We start from the raw sequence: 5,403 nt of genomic DNA, 5'->3' as shown, positions 1-5,403 counted from the left end.
GGCTACTCTTTTTTGCTGTTGAAAAAGAGTAGCTGGTGCGGCAGGGATGCCGTATCAAAAATGCAATGGATTGCAGTAAGCGCAGCGCATGCTTTTAAATAGATTGAAACCAAATTCCGGTTATCGCTTAACCTTGCCTGTCAAAGAATATATAAACCTAATCGTCAAAATGGTTAGGGTAGGTAAGCGCTGCGTCACATATGCGTGTGATGTATTTGTAGGTTAATAAATTTTATAAATGATTCAAGGGGGAGACATGCTTTAAATCCGAAGACTTAAAGCATGTTAATTAGGTTAACTTTTTTTAGGACGGGAAACTAACCTTGCCACTTGGTCATTTCTGAGGCTGCAAGTAATACAGCTCCTACACCGTAAAACTGGGTTTCGTGTTCAGATACTGGGTCTGGTGATTTACCCACTTGTTGAACCCAGTTTACTTTGCCATTAGGTTGAATTGCTTTGGTTAGTGCACTCCAGCCTTTCTCCACTGCGGCTATATACCTGTCCTCGGTCAAAAGACCATTGTTTACTCCCCAGGCTAAACCAAAGGTAATAAAACCTGTGCCACTGGTTTCTGGTGTTTTAACTTTATTTGCATCAAGTAGAGAAGGAGCCCAGTAACCGTCAGATTTTTGAGCACGTTGTAAGCCATCTGCATATCGTTTATATAAGTCTATGTATTTGCTTCTTGATGGGTGGTCGTTTGGTAAATCATCAATGATTAGTGGTAAACCAGCAAATACCCAACCATTTCCGCGGCTCCAAAAAACGGGTTTACCATTGTCACTGGTTTCAGTGAAGTAACGGCTGTCTCGGAAGAAAAGGCGATGTTTTTCAGAAAATAAATAATCCGTGGTGGCCCAGAATTCTTTATCAGCATAGTCCCAGTATTTTTGCTCACCTGTAATGTTAGCTAGTTTTAACCAAGTACGTGGCGCCATAAATAGTGCGTCTGACCAACACCACCTGTCTTGGCAATAACCTTCATAACCTTTACGTTTGGGTTCTTCTTTCATTTCTAGACTAACGGTAGGTTTGTTAGCAAGTATGGTGTCGAAATGTTGTTGGGTAGGCTTTATTGCGTTTACATTACCCGTTTGTTCTGCAAGCCATAAATAGGTTTGACCAATGGCATGATCATCAGCATGCATAGGACGTTTGGTTAATAAAGCATAGTTTTCTGCTTTAGACATGGCTGTAATTTGTTTTAAGGCTTGGGGATCTTTGACTGTTTCCGTCCAACGGGTTAAACCAATATAAAAGGCGGCTTGGATCCATTTTTTCGGATCAGAACTGCTGTTGTGATAACGCTTGGCCAAATAAGATAAGTCATCCAGATTATTTAATTGCCACTGTGATACTCGTTGACCAATATCTAGGGCTGATGCTTGTACCGACTTTACTTGTACCGTGGAGCGTGTTTCAGTTGAAGATGTTGAACCACAACCCACAGTGGTTAATGCCAGAGTAACTGCTAATCCACATGCTGCTATTTTTGTTTTCATTAAGTAAGCCTTTAATTAGATATAGAAAATTGAAGTAGAAGATGACCTGTAATTTGATTTGTTGTCATATATATCTTGTCATATAACCGATGGTTTAATCATACCCTTTATTAAATTTAAAAAAAACAAATGTAAAATATTTGTGAACTAGAGGATAAAACAAGAGTAATAATTAAGATAATTCCCAGTAGTTAGATATTCCAACCACTGGGCTTTTGTTAAGACTTAGAGTATGTCTAGTTTTTCCATTTCACCATTTCTGATGCCGCTAATAATACAGCGCCTACACCATACAATTGTGAATCGGTCTTTTTAACAGGGTCAGGTGATTTTCCAACGTGCTGTACCCAGTTGACACGGCCATTTGGCTCGATCGTTTTTTCGATAGCAGCCCAACCTTTTTCAACGACTTCCTTTGATTTAGCATCAGTTAGAATGCCATTGTTAACGCCCCATGCTAGACCAAAAGTAATGAAGCCCGTACCGCTGACTTCTGGTGTTTTTACTTTATTCGGATCCATCAAAGATGCTGGCCAGTAACCTTCTTCAGTTTGTAGTTTTAGTAGGCCGTTAGCATTCTTTTTATACAATTCGATATAACGATCCCGTGACGGATGGTCTTTAGGTAATTCGTCGATAATCAGTGGCACAGCAGCGAATACCCAACCATTTCCTCGGCCCCAAAATACAGGTTCACCATTATCACTTTTTAAATCAAAATAACGACTATCGCGGAAGAATAACCCGTATTTATCTGAAAACAAGTAATCAGCTGCCGCCCAAAATTCTTTATCTGCATATTCAAAATATTTAGGATCGCCCGTCACATTGCTCATTTGTAACCAAGCCCTAGGGGCCATAAACAAAGCGTCGGCCCAACACCAACGTAATTGACAGTTACCTTCTAAATGCACTTTTCCAGAGCCTGAAGCTGTTTCGTCTAACATTTCCAATCCAACTTTAGGTTGGTTGGCTAAAATCATGTCGAACATCACTTGAGTTGGTTTAATAGCATCTACATTCTTGGTTTGCTCGGCTAACCATAAGTAGGTTTGCGCAATGGTGTGGTCGTCTGCGTGATAAGGCCTATCTTGCAATAGGTCGTAGTTTTCTGCTTTTGCCATACCTTGAATATAATCTAAAAAATCTTTATTTTTAGCGGTTTCAGTCCAACGTGTAAGGCCTATATAAAACGCAGCTTGGATCCAAAACTTGGCATTTTCAGATTTAGCTCTATGTGATTCAGGAATGTAGTCAAGATTGCCAATTTGCTCTATTTGCCATTGAGCCGAACGGTTGGCTATATCGTAGGCTGATGAGCGTATGGCCTCAGCAGTTTTTGCTGTATTTAGTGTGGATTGACTCGCCGTCTCTGTCGCATTAGTTTGAGTGGATTGACTAGTTTCTGTATTACAGCCCACTAAGACTAAGCTCACAGCTAGTGGAATTAGCGCTAATTTTTTCATTGATACTTTCATAATTATAATTTTCCTGCCTTGATTTGTTTATCAGCATAGTCCACCGCTCTAGCAGACAAAGCCATATAGGTAATACTAGGATTTTGAGTGCCGGCGCTGGTCATACACGCACCGTCAGTGACAAATACATTGGGTACATCATGCATTTGATTCCATTTGTTTAATACGCTGGTTTTGGGATCGTGCCCCATTCGAGCAGTACCCATTTCGTGAATACATTCACCAACTAGAGTGGTTTTATTGTAACTACGAATGTCTGTACAGCCAGCAGCTTTTAACATTTCAACGGCACTACTAACGCCATGTTTACGCATTTTTAGTTCGTTTTCCCCAAGCTTGGCATTGAAGGTAATGATTGGCATGCCATGTTTATCACGCTTATCAAAATTCAGGTACATTCGGTTGTCGTGATAAGGCAAAATTTCGCCAAAACAATGCATATTAATCCGCCATTTTCCTGGCTTAAACATGACTTCTTTTAAATCCTTACCTATTACACCACTGGGCTTGCTAGTGGCTCGAGATGCGCCACCTTGATAACTAAAGTTACGTAAGTAATCTTTTTGTTTGGTGCTCTCGTCAATATTAGTAAAGGGCGGAATAAAGAACCCTTTGGGTTTACGACCTTTGTAATATTCGTCCTCTAAGCCTTCAATGGTGCCCGAAGCGCCCATTTGGTAATGATGATCCATTATGTTATGACCTAGTTCACCGCTGGTGTTTCCTAAGCCTGTCGGGAAGGTTTCTGAACGACTATTTAACAATATTGCTGCTGTGCCAACAGTGCTGGCATTACAGAAAATAATACGTGCGTAATACTCAGTGATTTCCCCGCTGTTTGCATCTTTTACTTTAACGCCTGTGGCCTTTTTTTGCTCGGTGTCATAAATGATTTCCATCACTATAGCGTCTGATTGTAAGGTCAGATTTCCAGTTTCTTTGGCTACTGGCAATGTGGCTGATTGGGTGCTGAAATAGGCACCAAATGGGCAGCCTCGTTTACAACGATTTCGTGCCATACATTGTCCACGGGTACCTAAATGTACTTCTGGATTGTATTCGCTTAAATTTGCGGTACGACATGGGGTAATAACACGTTCAGGGTATTGTGCTTTTACCGCCTCACGTACTTTTTCTTCCGCTGCATTTAAAGGGAAGGGCGCGATAAACTTACCATCTGGCGCTTGTTTTAATCCTTCTGCTTGTCCTGCAATGCCTACAAAGGGTTCTACGTAGTCGTACCAAGGTTCGATATCTGCATAACGAATCGGCCAATCGACGGCTATGCCTTCTTTTTTATTGGCTTCGAAATCAATGTCGCTCCAACGAGGGCAATGTCTGCCCCACATCACAGATCTTCCACCAACATGATGACCACGGATCCAAGCAAAGGGTTCTTCTTCGTCGTAGGGGTATTCGTCATCTTTGTTAACGAAGTGTTTAACGTCTTCTTTTACCCACCAGTTAAGTTTATTTTGATGGTAATAATGCTTTTCTTTTTCTTCTAGGCTGACTTCGCCTTGATTGGGTAGATCCCATTTGTCCATGTGTGCGGTGGGGTAATCGCCATGTTCTACCATGCGTCCACGCTCTAACATTAGGGTTTTGTAGCCTTTTTTACATAACTCCATGGCGGAGTAACCACCTGAGATCCCTGAGCCAATTACAATGGCGTCAAATGTATTCTTCATATTATTCTGCCCACGCTTTTCCGCCTACTTCTTCAACCGATATGCTAGCCGTATAACCACCGGGGATTGGCAAGTAATTAAGATGATTTTCTGCAATTTCTTCTGTGCTTAGGTAGTAAGCTATGCTTTGTTGTTTGATATCCATATAGGCCTTAAAACCTTGGCTATTGTCTTTGGAATCTTCTAGCTGCGTTAACAAAGTGACTTGTTCGTCTGCCGAGTCGTTTGCAAAGTTAGACGTATTTAAATACTCAGTTAGCTTGGTAAAAGAGGCCATGAAATTCTTTGTGTAATCTGGTTTAAATATCTTATGAAACATGTTGTCCATGATCAGATGTACTTTTACCTGAGAAGCTGATGGAGAATCGGTTTGAGGTAAAATCACATCCATTATTTGGATTAACTTTTCTAGGTTCTTGCCATCAAAAAATTGCCCGTCAGGTATGAGACTCGTTGCCGTGACGCTAGTCGTTGACTGTTCTACTTGTTTGCCACAGCCAGTCAGTAATGCGCCTGTAAGCGGTGCACAAATTGCGGTACCGGTTATTGCGGCTACATATTTGAGAATATCTCTTCTATCCATGGTTATTGCCCATACTTTGGTTGTGCTTGATGTCGAATATTGATAAATGACTTTCTTTGTTTTACTTCTTTCGTTCGTTGTTGTTCGAAGGTTTGGATGTAAGCATCCACTCTATTACTCAGGTTTTTAATCAGCTCTTTATGCTC

4 protein-coding genes are annotated in these 5,403 nt (G+C 41.0%); all 4 read right to left on the bottom strand.

What is annotated here, in order from left to right; all coding sequences use genetic code 11:
• Nucleotides 1-317: 317 nt before the first annotated feature.
• The 4 genes from ACSHXM_RS20660 to ACSHXM_RS20645 all read right to left on the bottom strand — a co-directional run bounded on the left by ACSHXM_RS20660 (nucleotide 318) and on the right by ACSHXM_RS20645 (nucleotide 5,257).
• On the bottom strand, nucleotides 318-1,505 hold the full coding sequence (locus ACSHXM_RS20660) for a glycoside hydrolase family 88/105 protein (RefSeq protein WP_435692097.1): 1,188 nt from the start codon (nucleotides 1,503-1,505) through the stop codon (nucleotides 318-320).
• Nucleotides 1,506-1,741: 236 nt separating this feature from the next.
• The gene (locus ACSHXM_RS20655; RefSeq protein ID WP_435692095.1) at nucleotides 1,742-2,983 is read right to left on the bottom strand and encodes a glycoside hydrolase family 88 protein; all 1,242 of its coding nucleotides are present in this window, start codon (nucleotides 2,981-2,983) and stop codon (nucleotides 1,742-1,744) included.
• A 2-nt stretch (nucleotides 2,984-2,985) separates the two neighbouring features.
• Nucleotides 2,986-4,674, bottom strand: coding sequence for a GMC oxidoreductase (locus ACSHXM_RS20650; protein ID WP_435692093.1), 1,689 nt, complete (start codon nucleotides 4,672-4,674; stop codon nucleotides 2,986-2,988).
• Between the two features lies 1 nt (nucleotide 4,675).
• Entirely contained in the window at nucleotides 4,676-5,257 is a 582-nt protein-coding gene (locus tag ACSHXM_RS20645; RefSeq protein ID WP_435692091.1) for a gluconate 2-dehydrogenase subunit 3 family protein, read from the bottom strand.
• Between the last annotated feature and the right edge of the window lie 146 nt (nucleotides 5,258-5,403).

It is taken from the genome of Paraglaciecola sp., assembly GCF_051252315.1.
Classification (GTDB): Bacteria; Pseudomonadota; Gammaproteobacteria; order Enterobacterales; family Alteromonadaceae; genus Paraglaciecola.
Note: the sequence above shows the minus strand (reverse complement) of the source record. Positions and strands in the feature narration are given on the sequence as shown.